Below are 16128 nucleotides of genomic sequence, written 5' to 3'. Positions count from 1 at the left end.
CGTATCTACGGCTGTGCCGGTCAATTGCCTCCGCACTGCGGTGACCTGGACTCGAGACCCGGACGCTGCGTTGCTTGCCGCCTGTGCCTTTGACGTGGATGACCGCGGCGCCGTCGTCGGTGGTGCTGATCTCTCGGCGACGCCGCGATCGAGAACCGATTCGCTACCGCCGTGCTCGACGCGCCGGCCACATTCGGGTCCTTACAATCCCTGGGACAAGAACCGATTTGTGCGGGAGGCATCGTTGTCGACGGATGGATTTCTGCGTGCAAGGCCATGGGTGCGGGCGACCGGTATCGGTGCTGTCGTGGTCCTTATTGCGGCGTATCTGGTCACGGTTTCGCTGTATGCCAGCGCCGGGCTGGGCCAGCCTCGTCAAGTAACTGAAGGTCACCCGGCGCCCGACGGGACCACGGTGACCATCGATCTCAAGGATGTTCACTCGATCGACGGCCAGTTGATTGCCGACGTCACGGTTGCGCCGGGGCCTGGGCTGCTGGATCCGGTCTCCCATGATCTCACCCAAGACCTCAGTGTCGTGGTGACGTCCGCGGTGACACCGACCAAGCACACGTGGTCGAAGGGCATGCTGCCCGGCGTTTTTCCGGTTCCACTGAACCTCACCGGCGACGTCACGCATTGGCCGTTCGACGACTACCACTCGGGGCCCATCACCGTCGAACTCTTCCGCGGCACTCCGCCGGCACCGCAGCGGGCACCGGTGACATTCGTCGACCGTCTCCGGGGCTGGAGGGTCGACGTTCCTGGCGGCAGCAACGCCAACGATTCCGGACCGTACCGAGTGGAGTTGCAGCGATCGCCATCCACCGCGGCGTTTGCCGCCGCCGTCGTCGGTGTTTTGATCCTGCTCGCCGGCCTGGCCCTGTTTGTTGCGGTCCAGACGTTGCGTGGTCGACGAAAATTCCAGCCGCCGATGACAACGTGGTATGGGACAATGCTTTTCGCCGTGGTACCGCTGCGCAATGCGCTTCCCGACTCCCCGCCCATCGGATGGTGGGTGGACGTCACGGTGGTTCTTTGGGTGATCGTCGTGCTGGGGATCTCGATGTTGATCTACATCTACTGCTGGTGGCGAGACCTTCGACCCGACCCCGACAAACCGGCCTGACCCGTCCTCGCGGGGGAGCGGCGACGCCGTTGGCCGGATGGTCCATCACCTGCGGCCAACCGCGCCTGCCCGGGCATAAAATGTCTGGTTCACACAAAATAGACAAAATAGCTAGAATGTTTAGCGTTACGAACGAGGGGAGCTTCATGTCCACCGTGACGTTCCGCAACCGCGACGGCAAGCTAGTCGATGCGCCGACGGTGACCGCTAGCCGTCTCAGGAATGAGTTCGGCACGGTCTTCGAGCAGGCCGCACTCGGCGGGGCGGTGGTGATCACCAAGCACGACACCCCTAGGGCGGTGCTGCTGTCGTATGCCGAATTCGTGGCCCTGGTCGAATCAGCCACACCGGCACTCGATGACCTCAGTGAGCGTTTCGACGAGCTGTTGGCCACCATGCAGACACCGAAAGCCAAAGCCGGCGTCGCTGCGGCATTCGACGCCACACCGGAGGAACTCGGCGCCGCTGCGGTGAAGGCGGCGCGCGCCGCGCGGCGGCGGTGAGCCAGCGCGGTAAATGGCTCGTAAAACGCCGGTACCGGCGCGGCTGTACGTGTTGGCGGGCGTCAACGGTGCCGGCAAGAGCAGCATCGGCGGCGCGGCGATCCGCGCGGCCGGTGGTGAGTACTACAACCCCGACGAGGCCGCACGCGCTCTCATGGCGGCCAACCCGGGCCTGGGCCAGCCCGAGGCTAACGCGGCGGCATGGCAGCAGGGCCGAAAGCTGCTGGAACGGGCGATTCATCAACGCCTCGATTTCAGTCTCGAGACCACACTCGGTGGCACGACGATGCCGCGACTGCTGGCCGAGGCCGCCTCATGCGGCATCGAGGTCCGGGTCTTCTACATGGGGCTGGCCAGTGCCGATGCCCATATCGAGCGGGTGCGACAACGGGTCCGCGCGGGTGGGCATGACATTCCCGAAGCCGACATCCGCCGCCGCTGCCGCCACAGCCTGCTGAATCTGGTGCAATTACTATCTGCGCTCACCGAGCTACGGGTGTATGACAACTCCGCGACCGCCGACCCCGCGGCCGGGCAGGCGCCGCTGCCGGTGTTGGTGCTGCACATGCAGCGGGGCCGCATCGTCGGGCCACCCGATTTGGCAGGCACACCGGACTGGGCCAAGCCCATTGTCGCGGCAGCCCTTAAGCTCAGATCAGGCCGTAGCCAGTAAAGCGAGACACATGATCCGGCTTTGCTGACGTGTCACCCAGAGCAATCGACCGCGACCTCGAGGGCCGCGCAGACCGCGCGCATCCGCGTGTCGGCTAGGCGGCCAAGCCGATCGATCAATACCGCGACCGAGACGCTTTCGACTGAGTCCAAATTCACCGCGGAACGGCGCGGGATCGGGTCGGAACCCGGTTCCAGAACAACCTCGCTGGCCAGCCCCGGATGGTCGTGGTGCAGGGTGCTACCAGTGCGCGGCGAAGCCGAGGGATCGGCGCATCACGCGAGAGCACAACGACCGGACGCCACCACACCTCTCCGCGTGCCGGAAGTGCGCTCACGAGTCTCCAACCGCCCGCCGCCACGACGCTAGGTCGCCCCACTCGTCGGGCTCCTCAACCGGGTGCTTGTCGTAAGCCGCGTAGCTCGCATCCACCTCGGCCGATCGATGACGAGCAAGCAATGCCCCGAGAGCCTCATCGATCAGGGCTGCGTCATTCATCCCCGCCCGCACGCCGCGTGCACTGCTCAACAGCTCGGCGTCGACATTAGTGCTCAAGCGTATGCGATTCATGCCACTACTATGCTACGGCCTGGGCAAATTCCGATGCCTGCGACTTCAGCACCTCGCCGAGGGCGATCGCGAATGTCAGCGCCATATCACGGTAATCGGGTCGCCTGGGTGGCGGCACTCAATCACAATCGCGAAAGACGTTGCTCGTTCGGCTCAAACCCTCGCAGCACGCTCTGGTGAAGCGGACAATTCCTTGGGATACCGCAGCAGGGACCGCGATCTTTCGTGGATGATCAATCTTATCCATCAAGCAGGCGAAACCCACTGTGAGCAAATGATTTTGTTGCAACCCAGGGGAGAAGCGTCACGGTAACAAAGCGGTAGCTATCGGCCTAGCGACGCTGGGTCGAGCTAATGTCGACAACGTATCGGGCGGAAATCGATTGCACAGGAGCAGGATTCGAACTCCTAGGCCTCCGTCGACCATTCATAGGGCCCCGGGTTGTGCCGGAGAAAGACGTGAGAGCCGCCTTGTATTCGCAACGGTCAATCGGCTAGTGGACGGCGGTCAGCGGAACCTCGGGTTAACGCGGTTAACCTGTCATTCCAGCCAGTTCGTGTGCCACCGCATCGAATGCGTGCAGCGTGTCTAACAGCATCTGCGGGTCCGCGGAGTCCGGCTGGCTGGACAACTTGGCGGCGACCAGCTCCGCGGCGCGGTTGACGTAGATCATCTGACCACACATGCCCTGGCACAGAACGACATTGCTGCCCGGATAGGGAAACCACACTTGGTTGCGGTACATGCCGCCGGGCATTTGGTTGTTACCGGGACTGGCGGCGAACGCCTGACGCGAGTCGGGACCGCCGTCGAGGGTGTCGACGATCCACGCCGCCGGCACCACTTGCCGGCCGGTCAACGAGACACCGTCGCGTAAGAACAGCGACCCGAACCGGATCATGTCGCTAAGACAGGCGCTGATGCCGCCGTCGAAAAGTCCGGTGCCGTCGGTGTCCACGCCGATGGTGGCGTCGCATTGCGCGCCGATGCGGCTCCACAGCAGGTCCGACATCAGCTCGGGCATCCGTTGGCCGCCCGCGACCTCGCAGATCCAGCCGAGCACGTCGGTCTCACAGGAGCGATATTCGAAGGGGCCGCCGTGAGCCGATTTCTGGCGCAAGGTCAGCAGGAACTCACGCAGCGTGGCGGGGACGTCCGGACTGCTCCTGGGTGCCCACCCGATGGCCTGGTCGAGCACGTGAATCTCCGCGGTCGGATGAAGGTAATCGTCTGAGAAGTCGATACCCGACCTCATGTCCAGCAGCTGGCGCACCGTCGCACCGGCGTAGCCGCAATTCGTCAGGGCAGGAACGTATTTCGTGACCGGCGCGTCAAGCTCGATCGCACCGGCTCCGTGCAGCGCGCCGACGACGGCTGCCACCAGCGACTTGCTTACCGAAAACAGCAGGTGCCGGGTCTGGGCCCCGAAGCCGTCGAGGTATTCCTCGGCCACCATCGAACCGCGGTAGGCGACGGCCCACCCGTCGGTAGCGGTGGTGGCCATCACCGCGCCAACGGTGGTGGCCACCCTGTCGATGCTGGTCACCGGGATCTCGGCCACCGGAGCACTGGCTGCGGGCAACGCCGCGACCGGCCCGGTCCCGCGCGAGATTACCGCGGTCGGCACGAAGTCTTCGACGTGCTGAAATGACCACTGCGAATAGGGCGCCGACAGCCAGTTGTCCAGTGAGATGCCGGCCGGGACGCGACCAGGTTCACCGCCGATCATGCTCGCGCTCGATGGTTTGTCGAGCAGTTCGTCCGGCCGCCGCTCACGCTCGTGCGACGAGGCGCGAGACGATTGGCGTGGCCGGCGCCAGGGGAGTTGAGGCGAACTTCGCCTTGATGCCCTTGACCCAGCGCCGGCAGCGCTCGGTGAGCTGGTAGTCGTCGGTCTGCAGGTGCCCGCGGGTGACAAGCACGCCGAGTTGGGCGCCCTCGCAGCGTAAGTCGCCAGGCGCCGCGACACGCATGTAGAAGGCCTCGGACCCGTCGAGCAGCGTGGCCCAGTCGTTGGCCGGGCGCGCAAAAGACACACGACCGTCGTCATCGATGCGCCACACACCGGTGCGTGGCGTCGCGGTGAAGAGCTCGACATCCTGCGATGTCTCCGTGATGATCACCTGACCCCAGACCTCGTCCTCGCCGTAGCCGCGCTCCCAGCGCGAGTTGATTTCGTCGATATCGAGCTCGTATTCCACGTCCATGTACTCGAGCAGGTGGAAGAGAAACAGCGGCATGTCGGCGTAGGCCTCGGTGGTCAAGTTCGTCATCGGGCTGGCCCCGCTCAGGCGCGGGTTCACCTCGCCGAGGTAGAGCTCGTCGGAGTCCAGATCGTGCAAAAGGTCCACCTCGAAGTAACCTCGATACCCCTCACGGCTCAGGATGTCGCCCAGCTTCCGCACCATTTCTCGCGCGGCATGCGTCTGGTCCGGGCGCAGCACCCCGCGCCAGATGTCATTGCCGCACCAGCTGCCCTTGCCGGGAGTCAGCTCCGGGTAACCGACGAGACTCGTCATCGCGGGGCCGATCACGGTGCCGTGGCGGGTCACGGCGCCCTCGATGCACACTTCGACATTGTGAATGCGCTTCATCACTTTGACTTCCTGCCCCGCCAGGTCACCGGCATGATCGTCCCAGTCGCGTTGGCCACGCACAAAAAACACCGCGCTGCCGGCGTCTCCATAGGCGGCCACGACTACGAGATCATCGCCCAGCCCGGCGCTCTGCGCGAGCGCCGACAGCTCGTCGTAGGAGCCGACACGCCCGATCGCGTGCGGCACGCTCGGCACGCCCGCCTCGTCGGCCAGGCGCGTCATCACGATCTTGGAGCCCAGCCGATGGCGCAACTCGACGGGAGGGTGCATGACCTCGAGCCCCGCCTGGCGCGCGAGGGCCTGGGTCTCCTCGTCCATCATCACGAAGCAGGCCTTGCCACCGGGCCCTCGGCCCGCGATGAACTCGAGTGTCTCGGGATCACGCAGGAGGTGGTTGCACACATCACCCATGGACCCAAAATCAATCCGGTCGCGCCGGCGGGGCACGAACACGCGCGAATGTGTGCCCTCGAACGAGTCAAAGTAGGTCAGGTAGAAGAAGTTTCGTATCCAGCGGTCGATCCCCAGCAGGTTGAATGGGGTCGGCGAGATGAAGTACAGCGGCACCGCGTTGGTGTGGAAGAACGCGCGTACGTCCGAGATGCCGTTCAGCATGCGGCGTGGCTCGGGCTCCGGTCCGCCAGCGTGCACGATCACGCCTGCCGCGGTGACGTCGACGCCTGGGCCCGATGCAGGGGCAGGGACGCTGCGGTCCCCGCGACGGCGATGAACTCACATATCTCCATTGCACAAGTGTGGACCAGGAGGGGTTTCTCAGTAAATCTGGGGCATTTCCGCCTACCTCACTGACGGGTCACCACGCATGCTCAGGCTGTCAACGGTCAGTTTGTTCTCCTCCCGGCTTGCCCGCCCCGTCCTGGTAGCCGACCCGCACCCGCCAAGAGAGCACTAGAGTTCCGACAATGCAACACCACGTGATTCGGAGCGCAGATCTCGCTATCTGGCAGACCGGACATGGTGATCGCGACCTGGTGTTCATTCATGGCTTTCAAAACGATCACACGGCATGGCGTCCACTGATCGAGCGGCTCGACGAGCGCCGGTACCGCTTTACGTCGTTTGACCTAGTGGGCTGCGGCGCGAGCGGCGGGGCCGACACCTGGAAGCGTTGCACGATCGATGAATACGGTGCTGATCTCACTGCTCTTTGCGAGGTCCTCGACATCGAGCAACCGGTCGTTGTCGGCCATAGCTTGGGGGCCGGGGCTATCCTCAGTGCCGCACTCAGCACGCCAGGCCGATTCGCTGGCGCTGTACTCCTGTCGCCCGCATCAACAACTGGCCTTGACTTCTTGCCCGATGTGGCCAGCTTCGAGGCACTTGCCCATCCGACAGGCGAACAGCAGCGGGCATTGGCTCGTGCAGCATTTCGCCATCCATTGTCCGAGAACGATTTCCAAGACCTCATGGCGGTAATTGAGCGTGCGTCGCCGGAACACATTGAGGGTGCGGCTCGATCCATGCGCACATTCACATGCCAACCACAGCTCGCGGCCGTCAAGTTGCCGTCAATCCTGATCTGCGGCGACCGGGACCGACACGTACCTTTACGCAATCACCTGGCGACACACCGCGCCATTCCGCGATGCGGGCTGCAAGTGTACTTCGACGTTGGCCATGTTCCCTTCGCCGAAACGCCCGACAATTGCGCTGGTGACATCGAACGTTTTCTCGCGACAATTGGCTGACGGCAGCCTGCGCCAGCTCGGGGCGAGGCCACAGGAACACGTAAAACACCATGCACGAGAGCATTTCGTGATTCGTGGAGACCGTGCGTTGGCACGTCTACAGTTTGAAGCTGGCCGGATCGACGCCAAGTGTCTTGGCGACCATGTCGTGTAGGGCCCCGCGATATCGCTCTGCCTGCTGCGGGGTAAACCGCAGCGACGTCCGCAGACAGTACCCAGCAGGGGCAGCCTAAGAAGCTGACTGCCACGGAAGGTCGAACCGACCTCCCGCAGCGATTGCTGGGTCCGCTCCTTGGTTAAGCATCATGACAGCACTTATATTGATGCTATGATTACATCATGCGGACGACGGTGACTCTGGATCCCGATGTTGTCGCCGCGCTGCAGCGCGCAGCGCGCGAGCGGGGGGCGTCGTTCAAAGCAGTGTTGAACGACGCGGTGCGGCGCGGATTGAGTGGCGGGCCCACTCAGCGCAGGTATCACACACCGAGTAGAGATATGGGACTGCGTACGGGATTTGACATCGACAAGGCGTTGACGCTCGTCGCCGCGGACGAAGATGCAGAGATATTGCGTAAGCTTGCGCTACGTAAATGAGGCTGCTCGATCTCAACATCCTCATCTATGCGATCGACGAGTCGTCGTCTCGCCACGTGGTCGCGAAGGACTGGCTTGATGACACTCTGTCGGGTTCGGACACCGTCGCTTTTTCATGGCACGTCCTCATCGGGTTTGTGAGGCTGTCGACACGCGCCGCGGTGTTTGAACGACCCCTGACTGTCGACGAGTCGTTCGACGTCGTTGACGGATGGTTGGAGCAGCCGTGTGTGACGGTCGTGCATCCGACGGATCGTCATGCCATCGTCCTTCGCGGGATACTGACTCCGCTTGGCACGGCGGGAAATCTGACGAGCGATGCTCATCTCGCCGCTTTGTCGATCGAACACGGCGCCGAACTGTGTTCCACCGATGTGGATTTCAGTCGGTTCTCGGGTGTGCGATGGATCGACCCGCTGCAGACGTAATATGGCGCCGGCAACACCCCGCCGCGAAAGCGTCATAGTGACGAAATGCTCTGCTGGGCCGGTTTGGGATGCGAGTTGACGTGTTCGCGTGGACGGCGGTGTCAACGCCACTTAGGTTCCGGCGAAGATTGTTGGCCGGTTTGGTCGTATGGTGGTCCAGCGCACATGCGGCTCGTTCAGAATGCAATGACGACGTTGCCCCAGTCGTTCTGTCTAGGCAATTGGTCAATGCAGCGTTTGATACCCTCAACGATCTTCCTGAACTGGCTGTGATCAAGGGTCCAGATGAGGATCATGCCAGCATGTGGATGCTGTGCCTCTGCCCATTCTCGGGCCAACGGCGCAAAGTCACGACTGTTGCGGGTGATGAGCACGCGGTTCTCGCTCGCGGCAAGTTCGAGTACGGCGGGATCGTCTAGCCCTTCGAGGGTGGGATCTTCGGCGAGCGTGACTACATCGTGCCCGGCGGCGCGCAACGGGGTAGCAATCCCGCGGGGGGAGAGGTTGGCGTCGAGCAGAAGCCGCACGGGCGTCTAGGAGCGCGAAGTGAGTTGCACGAAGGGGTAGAGGTCCAGCCACTCTTCAATTGGCCGTCGATTTAGGTCGATTGCGTCGGCGATTTCCTGGGGATAGGCATCGCGGTAAGCGACTGCGAGGCGCACTTGGCGTTCGTTGAGCTGGGTCTCCTTGACCAACCGCTGAATTGATCCGAAGTCCTCAAGCATTTGAATGATTTCCCAGATGTCGAGTCCGGAGCCGATCACCCATGGCCGCCGCCGAGCGTCGTCGCCGCGAAATGCAATGCCGGGAAATCGTCTGGTACGGACTGCTTCCTCCGTGAACGCTTCGACCACGGCGCTCTTGGAGCGCCGTGTACGGCGGGCTTCTTCCTCAACTGTCCGGTCTGTCGACAGAGTGAAGCGCACGCTGAAGGGTTCCCCCTTGCGGGCTCGCGCGGCGTCTTGAGTGGCCATCCTCAATATTCTATCGTACAGAACTTACACTGTATGGTGTTGGGGCCCCTGCTTCTAACCCGAAACGTCACTGTGACGAATAGACGGCCCGACCGCGGGGGCCCGCCTTTCTTGGACGGTTGCGATGTGTCGAAAGTCCGAGCCTCCTGAGCTTGTTTTCGCCGGACCTTCGTCTGCGCAATCAAGTGAGGTCTCTGGGCGCCCTTAATGACCGGAGGCGATGTCAGGTATCCATAAAGGCGCATGGGGCATTTCACCGCTAGAACCTTCATCCGTTCGTCACGCTCTGGAGCATGCCCGGGGTTTACATTGGAACTCGCAACAGTTAACTGGTAACGGTGCGTGCTCGACAGGTGCGAGTTCTGGTGTAGGGGAGACGTTGTGGCTTTCGGGCTCGGCATAGAGCATGTCGGCGTCGTCAGTGCCGCAGTTGCGACGACGCTAACGTCACGCTGCATTCATTCGTCGACTTGGTTCGGCGTCGCTGTAAGTTGATTTCATGGTTGGGTTGGCATTGGCTCGCTGATGCGCACGCATGGGTGGTCTGGAGCTACGCCGGCTAGCGACGCCGAGGCGGTTGACCGTATCTTGGCGGCCGCCAAAATCGCGGTTGACCAGCGTGGTGTGGCGATGCGGGTTGCCGACGTCGCGCGCGAGTTGGGCGTAACCCGGTCCACGGTTTATCGGTATTTTCCGAGTGTCGAGGCATTGCTCATTGCCGTCGCGGTCTCAGAAATCGGACCGTACTTGGAAGCCCTCGCCGCGCACCTGCGCGATATCAGCGATCCGGCTGAGGCTGTTGTTGAGGGGGTCGCATACACGCTTGAGAGTCTGCCCAAGGAAAAGTACTTGGGCATGCTCTTGACGCCCGGTCGGGCGAGCATGTTTTCGGCCGGGGTGACCTCCGATGTGTCTTTGACGTTTGGCCGTTCCATCCTGGAGCGCTCTGCGGTGGACTGGGAATCGGTGGGCTTTGGTGGTGACAAACTCACCTCGATTGCCGAACACATGCTGCGAATCGGCCAGTCGTTCATCATCGATCCAGGACGGCCCCCTCGGCAGGGCGCGGATCTGCGAGACTATCTGCGGCACTGGGTTAGCCCCGCGATCAACGCGCACAAAGCCGCTCCGTACACCACACTTGTGCCGACACCTAAAGGCTCTGATCGGGCCTAGTTGGATGCAGTTTGATGGGGGCCCGTACCTGCCCACAGGGCGTCCATCCTCGAGGAGTCGTGGCTGCGGTTAGGCCGTCTTCTCAGCGCAGACGGCACGTTCAATGCCGGATGCGACTAGCATCCGCCCAGTGGGATCGACATATCGGTGTTGATATTCATTGGCGCCAACATGCTCGATCACCCGCCAGCCCTGGTCGGCGAGGATAGCTTCGATTTCGTCGGGGCACAGTCCAAGGAGCCAAACCTGTTGTCTGACACGATATTGCTCGTAAAGTTGGCGAGCCCCAAAGGTGTTGATCCCATCGATGAAGTCGCGGTGTACGTACGTGAGGACAATCCGACTGCCCGTAGCCGCGTCCTCCAGAAACGCCAACGTGGAGTGGAATCCGGTTTCGGTGAGGTACTGGGTTACGCCTTCCCAAATGAAGAACGTTTTGTGCGCGGGGTTGTAGCCGTGTCGGATGAGTCCGGTGTGTAGTGCGTCTCTCTCGAAATCTGTTGGAATTAAATGCAACTGCGGCGGCACCGTGCCAAAGGCATTTTCGATGGCGCGCTGCTTCGCCTCAACGTTTACGGGCTGGTCGACTTCGAAAACTGACCGCTTCGGGGATGCCCACCGCAGGCCGCGGGTATCCATGCCTGCACCGAGGTTCACGATCTGGGCGTACTGGTCAGCGACGGCGGCGAGTTGGTCATCGATGTAGCGCTTACGGCACAGGATCATCGCCCATCCGGGTCCGCGGCGCTCAGCGGATCGATTCAGCAGTCGCCGAAGTGGGGTGAATGCGGTGAGTGCGATGGATAATCGCAGAACCGTCGGAAGGAGTGGCGCCGCGAGATCGTCACTGAGCAGGCGACGATGTGAGGATTCGTGCTGCTCGATTGCAGTAAGCTGCAGTACCCCCAGGGCTGTTCGGGCCGCTATCGCCGAACGTGTATGCCGTCGTGCGCCGAATCTTTGGCCATCGACGTCCCGCGCCACCGCTACAACCCTGCCACAACAGACATTTGTTGCCCTCCTAGAACGAGTGGCCAATTGCGTAACACGGGGCCTGGCGGATACATCGCAGTTCCCCGATTCCCCATAGCGACGATACATTTATTGAAAATGTTCGGTCGCTCGAGGGTAGCGTGCCAATGTGACCGTGCGCACATCACCGCGACGGGGACTTGTACGTACGTCCTCATCTCGGTCGCTGGAAGTTGCGCGCAGCGCCGACTGTCCACAACAGCCGAGGCCGGCATCGGTTCACGTGCGCTCGTAGCCGCTCAGCGAAGGACGGTCAAGAGTCGACACGGCTGCTGGCAGATGGCGCAGGAGGTGACGATGCCTGCCATCTGCGCCAACGTCGCAATCGCACCAAGGTACGAGTCCTTGCACTTGATGCAACCCTTAACTGGTAATGGTGCGTGCTCGACAGGTGCGAGTTGCCCTGCAGAACTTGAGAGGCCTGGCTGAACACGTAGGAGCACCATAGTCTGTGGTAGCTTTATGGTATGCGCACTACCATTGATACGGCAGGACGCTTGGTGATCCCCAAATCGCTCCGCGAGCAGTCGGGAATTGTTCCGGGTGAGGTGGAGATATCCCTCGACGGGGCTGCTATCCGCATCGAAAGCGTGGCAGCCGACGACTTAGTCGAAGAGGACGGGCTGCTTCTACTGCCCAGTGGCGGGCCAGAGCTTGACGCCGACGCGGTCAGGGAGTTGCGGCTTGCCGACCAGCGCTGACCATGTCCTCGTTGACACCAGCGCGGCACTTGCACTGGTCCAGCGCGAGAACCCATTCCACCGAGCCGCCAGGGCAAGGCTCCTGGCATGCCGCCGTGGAATGTCGGGCCATGCCGCGGTGGAGCTGCTTTCGGTACTCACGCGGCTGCCGCCGCCGCAGCGCCTCAGCCCGGTTGTGGCACTCCGCCTGGAGGAGACGAATTTTCCGGAGTCTCGCTACCTGTCCGCAACGGATACCCAGCATTTATTACGGGAATGTGCCGACGCGGGCTTGGCCGGCGGTGCGCTTTACGACGGCCTCGTGGCCGCGGCTGCCCGCAAGCACAAGCTGCCGCTCATAACGTGCGACCGACGGGCCGAAGCGACATATCGCGTACTAGGTGTGACCTATGAGCTGCTATCAGCGGCTTGACGATGAAGGCTGAAATCCGTGAAGCACAACGAATCATTATTTAGCCCAACGTAACTCGCAGTGGTTAACTGCCGATAAGCGACATTATGTCAGGTAAAGTACTGCGTTTTCATCTGATGAATCACGCAGCATTTGTGTGACACTCACCCGCCGAGCCGGTGCCGATGTTCGAAAAGACCTGGACACAAGGGGTTTTCGGTGGTTGCGGCCTAGTGGGCATGACCTCCCTCGACATCTGATGGATGCCGGATACTGCTAATCGCAGATTCACAGCTCAGTCGACGGCCCCGCATCGTAGAGTGCGAGAACGTCAGTCGCGGCGCTCAGCGTCTCAACCAGACAACCGAGTGCCTGCAGCTGGGCGACCCAGACACCGCGTGGCCATCTCAGCCTGGACGTTTCCGAGTTGAAGCGCTGCGCGCGCTCGGCCCCGGCTAGGTGTCGTGACCCGGCAACTGCTGGCACTGCCCTGGAACGGCGACCCGACAAACCTGGTGGCTGCCTTCGGCAACCCCTCCATCCGACCGCCACACGACGACCTCACCGAATGATCGACGCGCTGACCGGAAGTTGCCACGATCCGAAACCGCCAACGTTGTCGACGTCAACTTTCGCCGCGGCTAGAGCGTGCCGTGTTCAATCCCCTACTTGATCGAATTACCTTCATGTCTATGACATACGACCTCACCCGTCTGGGAAGCACGCGATTCGAGCACCTTGTACAGGCACTCACGCTTGCACACCTCGGCCACGGCGTCGAGATCTTCGGGGCCGGTCCCGATGGCGGCCGTGAGGCAACCTTTCGCGGCGAGATCAACATGGAGGGGAAGGGCCGGTGGAACGGCTACGGGGTCATTCAGGCAAAGTACAAGGAACGCTTGACGACCACCACCGCGGACCAGGCCTGGTTCTTCGAGCAGATCACCGCTGAGCTTGACGCGTGGATCGACCCGAAGAAGAAGCGTCACCAGAACAAGCCGAACTACCTAATCCTGGCAACCAACGTGCCACTCACATCCGTCGCTGAGTCGGGGGGTCTGGACCGACTCAAGCGGCTATTTGCCAACTATCGCGACCGGGTCGAGAAGCGCAGCGATGGATCTGAGCGCAAGATCGGGATGCCCGAATTTATAGACTATGCGGTCTGGCACGCCGACTATCTGGACCGCTTGCTGGACAACAACGGCGAGATATCTAGGCGTTACGCCGATCTCGTTTTGCCGGGAGACGTGATCGCGCGCCTCTATGAGCAGGTCGCTGAGACTGACAAGCGTTTGGCACAGGCCTGGGTCGGCCACGTTGTACGTTCGATCAAGAACGACATCACCGTGGAGCTCGGCGAGTCGGGCGACGACGCCAATTCGCCACTGGCGTTAGCGGAGGTTGCCGTCGACCTCCCGTCATCGTTTGAGCATCGCCACGCTCCTGCATCGCCAGCGTTGAAGCTGCTCATCGAGCGCGGTGACCAGGTCTTGACGCCCGCGCTGTACCCCGCTGAGCGGGACAGAATCGTGCTGTTGGGCGGTCCCGGCTCGGGCAAGTCCACCCTTTCCCGACTGCTGTGCCAGCTGTATCGAGTCGCCCTCATCACTGAAGCTGCAAGCGGAATGGTTACGCAGCAAATAGCCGAGCAGGCTGCCCAGATTCGCGCGGCACTCGATGCCGCCGGCATGCCCCGCCCGACACTGCACCGTCTTCCTGTTCGCGTTGTGCTGAGTACGTTCGCTGACGCGGTTAGCCGGTCCAAGTCAGTGACGTTGCTACAACATATCGTCGAGCTGATCAACCACCGCAGTTCGGATCCAATCACCGTTCCAGAGACGAAGCGCCTCGTCACAGCGTGGCCTCTGCTCGTAGTGCTCGACGGCATGGACGAAGTCGCGGCCGCCGATAACCGCGACGATGTGTCAACGCGGATCACAGACTTCTTCACCGAGATGGCTGCGGTCGGCGCCGATGTCTTGACCGTCTGCACATCGCGGCCGATGGGCTTTGAACGAGACCCCGAGCTGGACTTTGAGGAACTACATCTGACACCGCTGGAGCCGGGCGACGCAATGCGTTACGCAGCACGCCTACTCGCGTGCCGGTTCGCCAACAATGCTGACCGCCAGGAACAGACTCTCGACCGACTGCACACAGCATCCCAAGCCATAGATACCGCCCGTCTGATGACGTCCCCCCTACAAGTGACGATCCTGAGCCTGATACTCGAACAGCGACGCCAGGCCCCAGCGAGTCGATATGCACTTTTTCGGAGCTATTACGACACCATCTACGCACGAGAGTGCAATAAGCCACCAGGCATCGGGGACGTCCTTGAGGCACATCGCCCCCAGTTTGATCAGCTTCACGCGCGATGCGGTCTTGCGATCCACGCAGGCGCCGAACTCGCGGGCACGGCAGAGTCCGTGCTTCCTTCAGGAGAATTCGAGCTTATCGCCCGCGACATCCTTGAATCCGAAGGACACCCAAAGTCGGACCGCGATGCGCTCATCGAGCAGATGATGCGTCTGGCTCAACAACGATTGGTGCTGTTGGTTCCGAGGATGGACGGCCTTGCGTTTGAAGTGCGCAGCCTCGCCGAATTCTTTGCCGCCCGATACCTAATGGCCGGCGAGGACGCGGCCGACAAACTTGAACTGCTCGTTCCTTCGGCTCATTGGCGCCACACGTGGCTACTCGGGGCCGGCTATATTTTCTCGGAGAGGCTCTACCTACGGGACGCGGTTGTCAGCCGGTTACTCACCGCGGACCACAGCAACGCCGTTAATCGGCTCGTTATGCCTGGCGCCGCGCTCGCCATCGATGCCCTTCGGGATGGATTTGCCGCCAACACACCAAGATTCGAGCAGGGTTTGGTCGTCACGGCACTCCGGCTCCTGACCGGACCGATTGGCAGCCACATCACCGAACTCGCCGATGCCCTAGTTCCATTCATGGAACGATCCGCCGGTATCAGCGATGCCGTGTGGCGCGAAATCGAAGCCTTGCTCGCGGACCAGAACCCGGGGGCTACCCGAGCGTTTCTGACCAGTCTCGCTGCCGCAGATTCCGATGCGATAGCGGTCCGCGCCACGAACAGGCTCGCGGCGTACGTCGAACAGGAAGCAGCAGTGGTGGTGGCCGCGGCCGGTGATGACGATGCTTCGACAATGGAATCGGTCCGTGCCCAGCTCATCACCGCGGGACTCATCGCGCACGACGACTCTGACCCGCGGTGGTTCGAGACGATTGCTCGCAAGAGCACCGACGGCAGCGAAGACAATGGGCCGCTGATACAAGCTCGAGAGGTTCTCGTCGAGGGTTGCGGCGGCGGCACCCCTGTCCGCAGGTCGAAAATACGTGCCTGTTTCGCCGAGGCGATCGCGCACGATCACATTGGTTACGTACTGTCACCAATACAGAGCTGATTGGGAAACCCGCTCCCCCGCCCTAAAAGGGCAGTTCAGGTCGTCTCGAGTCCTGTTTAAATCTTGCCGAAGCCCCGGCTGTTACGACCGAGACCGCTTGAGGCGCGAAAGAGCCGCGCGCGTGCTAGCGCTCACTTGACCGCTGCGCTGAGTAGCCAGTGAGCATCGACGAACTGCGTGGGCGGCCGAACAGCTACCGTTCAAACAGCAGAA

Annotated in this window: 15 protein-coding genes and 2 pseudogenes; 10 read left to right on the top strand and 7 right to left on the bottom strand. The window is 62.0% G+C overall.

Annotated features, from left to right (window positions below):
• The first annotated feature begins 280 nt into the window (after nucleotides 1-280).
• The 3 genes from K3U93_RS13460 (at nucleotide 281) to K3U93_RS13450 (ending at nucleotide 2305) form a co-directional block, all read left to right on the top strand.
• On the top strand, nucleotides 281-1129 hold the full coding sequence (locus K3U93_RS13460) for a DUF4436 domain-containing protein (RefSeq protein WP_083011062.1): 849 nt from the start codon (nucleotides 281-283) through the stop codon (nucleotides 1127-1129).
• A gap of 146 nt (nucleotides 1130-1275) precedes the next feature.
• Nucleotides 1276-1632 carry a type II toxin-antitoxin system Phd/YefM family antitoxin gene (locus tag K3U93_RS13455; RefSeq protein WP_083011063.1) on the top strand — a complete coding sequence of 119 codons (357 nt, stop codon included), beginning with the start codon at nucleotides 1276-1278 and terminating at the stop codon, nucleotides 1630-1632.
• A gap of 13 nt (nucleotides 1633-1645) precedes the next feature.
• Nucleotides 1646-2305: an ATPase gene (locus K3U93_RS13450; RefSeq protein ID WP_083011064.1), complete on the top strand. Its 660-nt coding sequence runs from the start codon at nucleotides 1646-1648 to the stop codon at nucleotides 2303-2305.
• Between the two features lie 32 nt (nucleotides 2306-2337).
• Here the strand turns inward: K3U93_RS13450 and K3U93_RS13445 are convergent.
• The 4 genes and pseudogenes from K3U93_RS13445 to K3U93_RS13430 form a co-directional block, all read right to left on the bottom strand.
• Nucleotides 2338-2642, bottom strand: a pseudogene (locus K3U93_RS13445) (type II toxin-antitoxin system PemK/MazF family toxin).
• A pseudogene (locus K3U93_RS13440) lies at nucleotides 2639-2887 on the bottom strand (type II toxin-antitoxin system antitoxin MazE5); the annotation flags it as partial. The pseudogenes K3U93_RS13445 and K3U93_RS13440, both read right to left, overlap by 4 nt.
• A 521-nt stretch (nucleotides 2888-3408) precedes the next feature.
• On the bottom strand, nucleotides 3409-4605 hold the full coding sequence (locus tag K3U93_RS13435; protein WP_083011066.1) for a serine hydrolase domain-containing protein: 1197 nt from the start codon (nucleotides 4603-4605) through the stop codon (nucleotides 3409-3411).
• A gap of 43 nt (nucleotides 4606-4648) precedes the next feature.
• Nucleotides 4649-6130 carry a biotin carboxylase gene (locus K3U93_RS13430; RefSeq protein WP_139797033.1) on the bottom strand — a complete coding sequence of 494 codons (1482 nt, stop codon included), beginning with the start codon at nucleotides 6128-6130 and terminating at the stop codon, nucleotides 4649-4651.
• Nucleotides 6131-6396: 266 nt separating this feature from the next.
• Here K3U93_RS13430 and K3U93_RS13425 point away from each other — a divergent pair, with 266 nt between their 5' ends.
• The 3 genes from K3U93_RS13425 to K3U93_RS13415 all read left to right on the top strand — a co-directional run bounded on the left by K3U93_RS13425 (nucleotide 6397) and on the right by K3U93_RS13415 (nucleotide 8207).
• On the top strand, nucleotides 6397-7182 hold the full coding sequence (locus K3U93_RS13425; RefSeq protein WP_071512225.1) for an alpha/beta fold hydrolase: 786 nt from the start codon (nucleotides 6397-6399) through the stop codon (nucleotides 7180-7182).
• Nucleotides 7183-7521: 339 nt separating this feature from the next.
• The gene (locus K3U93_RS13420) at nucleotides 7522-7779 is read left to right on the top strand and encodes a ribbon-helix-helix domain-containing protein (protein ID WP_083011067.1); all 258 of its coding nucleotides are present in this window, start codon (nucleotides 7522-7524) and stop codon (nucleotides 7777-7779) included.
• The gene (locus K3U93_RS13415; RefSeq protein ID WP_083011068.1) at nucleotides 7776-8207 is read left to right on the top strand and encodes a type II toxin-antitoxin system VapC family toxin; all 432 of its coding nucleotides are present in this window, start codon (nucleotides 7776-7778) and stop codon (nucleotides 8205-8207) included. Before K3U93_RS13420 ends, K3U93_RS13415 begins: the two co-directional genes overlap by 4 nt.
• A 176-nt stretch (nucleotides 8208-8383) precedes the next feature.
• Here the strand turns inward: K3U93_RS13415 and K3U93_RS13410 are convergent, their stop codons facing one another.
• Both K3U93_RS13410 and K3U93_RS13405 read right to left on the bottom strand, forming a co-directional pair.
• Nucleotides 8384-8734 (bottom strand): DUF5615 family PIN-like protein, encoded by a 351-nt coding sequence (locus K3U93_RS13410; RefSeq protein WP_071512222.1) that lies wholly within the window; start codon nucleotides 8732-8734, stop codon nucleotides 8384-8386.
• A 6-nt stretch (nucleotides 8735-8740) separates the two neighbouring features.
• Nucleotides 8741-9181: a hypothetical protein gene (locus tag K3U93_RS13405; RefSeq protein WP_139797034.1), complete on the bottom strand. Its 441-nt coding sequence runs from the start codon at nucleotides 9179-9181 to the stop codon at nucleotides 8741-8743.
• A 525-nt stretch (nucleotides 9182-9706) separates the two neighbouring features.
• Here K3U93_RS13405 and K3U93_RS13400 point away from each other — a divergent pair.
• Nucleotides 9707-10357 (top strand): TetR/AcrR family transcriptional regulator, encoded by a 651-nt coding sequence (locus K3U93_RS13400; protein ID WP_071510324.1) that lies wholly within the window; start codon nucleotides 9707-9709, stop codon nucleotides 10355-10357.
• 69 nt (nucleotides 10358-10426) lie between these two features.
• Here K3U93_RS13400 and K3U93_RS13395 read toward each other — a convergent pair whose 3' ends face one another.
• Nucleotides 10427-11341 carry an SAM-dependent methyltransferase gene (locus tag K3U93_RS13395; RefSeq protein WP_230981217.1) on the bottom strand — a complete coding sequence of 305 codons (915 nt, stop codon included), beginning with the start codon at nucleotides 11339-11341 and terminating at the stop codon, nucleotides 10427-10429.
• 515 nt (nucleotides 11342-11856) lie between these two features.
• On the opposite strand from K3U93_RS13395, the gene K3U93_RS13390 reads away from it, so the two are divergent.
• From K3U93_RS13390 to K3U93_RS13380, 3 genes are all read left to right on the top strand, one after another.
• Nucleotides 11857-12090 (top strand): AbrB/MazE/SpoVT family DNA-binding domain-containing protein, encoded by a 234-nt coding sequence (locus K3U93_RS13390; RefSeq protein ID WP_230981214.1) that lies wholly within the window; start codon nucleotides 11857-11859, stop codon nucleotides 12088-12090.
• Complete coding sequence (locus tag K3U93_RS13385; RefSeq protein WP_230981213.1) at nucleotides 12029-12502, top strand: type II toxin-antitoxin system VapC family toxin; 474 nt, start codon at nucleotides 12029-12031, stop codon at nucleotides 12500-12502. Before K3U93_RS13390 ends, K3U93_RS13385 begins: the two co-directional genes overlap by 62 nt.
• 671 nt (nucleotides 12503-13173) lie before the next feature.
• Nucleotides 13174-15915 carry an NACHT domain-containing protein gene (locus tag K3U93_RS13380; RefSeq protein WP_139797035.1) on the top strand — a complete coding sequence of 914 codons (2742 nt, stop codon included), beginning with the start codon at nucleotides 13174-13176 and terminating at the stop codon, nucleotides 15913-15915.
• The last annotated feature ends 213 nt before the right edge of the window (nucleotides 15916-16128 follow it).

It is taken from the genome of Mycobacterium malmoense (assembly GCF_019645855.1).
Lineage (GTDB): Bacteria > Actinomycetota > Actinomycetes > Mycobacteriales > Mycobacteriaceae > Mycobacterium > Mycobacterium malmoense.
The sequence above is the reverse complement of the archived record's forward strand: the minus strand, read 5'-3'. Positions and strand labels throughout refer to the sequence as shown.